Source organism: Mycobacterium persicum (genome assembly GCF_002086675.1).
Lineage (GTDB): Bacteria > Actinomycetota > Actinomycetes > Mycobacteriales > Mycobacteriaceae > Mycobacterium > Mycobacterium persicum.
In genome coordinates this window covers 1-877 of the sequence record NZ_MVIF01000266.1, presented here as the reverse complement: position 1 = coordinate 877, position 877 = coordinate 1, and the positions used below count along the sequence as shown (strand labels likewise).

General features: G+C 67.5%; 1 protein-coding gene. It reads left to right on the top strand.

Annotated elements, in window-relative coordinates; genetic code table 11:
* Nucleotides 1-875, top strand: an 875-nt coding sequence (gene pdxS / locus BST40_RS28295; protein ID WP_089025339.1) for a pyridoxal 5'-phosphate synthase lyase subunit PdxS, incomplete at its 5' end; no start/stop codon positions are given.
* Between the last annotated feature and the right edge of the window lie 2 nt (nucleotides 876-877).

Genomic DNA, 877 nt, shown 5'->3' with positions numbered 1-877 from the left:
CCGGTACGGCGCGGGTCAAGCGTGGTATGGCCGAGATGCTCAAGGGCGGCGTGATTATGGACGTCGTCACCGCGGAGCAGGCGCGCATCGCCGAGGGCGCGGGCGCGGTCGCGGTGATGGCGTTGGAGCGGGTGCCCGCCGACATCCGCGCTCACGGCGGGGTGTCGCGGATGAGCGACCCCGAAATGATCGAGGGCATCATCGCCGCGGTGACCATCCCGGTGATGGCCAAGGTGCGCATCGGTCATTTCGTGGAGGCGCAGATCCTGCAGAGCCTGGGCGTGGACTACATCGACGAGTCGGAGGTGCTGACTCCGGCCGATTACACCCATCACATCGACAAGTGGAAGTTCACCGTGCCGTTCGTGTGTGGGGCGACCAATCTCGGTGAGGCGCTGCGCCGGATCGGCGAGGGCGCGGCCATGATCCGCTCCAAAGGCGAGGCCGGCACCGGCGATGTCTCCAATGCCACCACCCACATGCGGGCCATCAGCGGCGAAATCCGTCGGCTGACGTCGTTGTCGGAGGACGAATTGTATGTGGCGGCAAAGGAGTTGCAGGCGCCCTACGAACTCGTCGCCGAGGTGGCCCGCGCCGGCAAGCTGCCGGTGACGCTGTTCACCGCCGGCGGGATCGCCACCCCGGCCGATGCGGCGATGATGATGCAGCTGGGCGCCGAAGGTGTGTTCGTCGGCTCGGGCATCTTCAAGTCCGGCGCCCCCGAACACCGGGCCGCCGCGATCGTCAAAGCCACCACCTTCTACGACGACCCCGACATGCTGGCCAAGGTGTCACGGGGGCTGGGCGAGGCGATGGTCGGCATCAACGTCGAACAGATCGCCCAGCCGCACCGGCTCGCCGAACGCGGCTGGTAAGA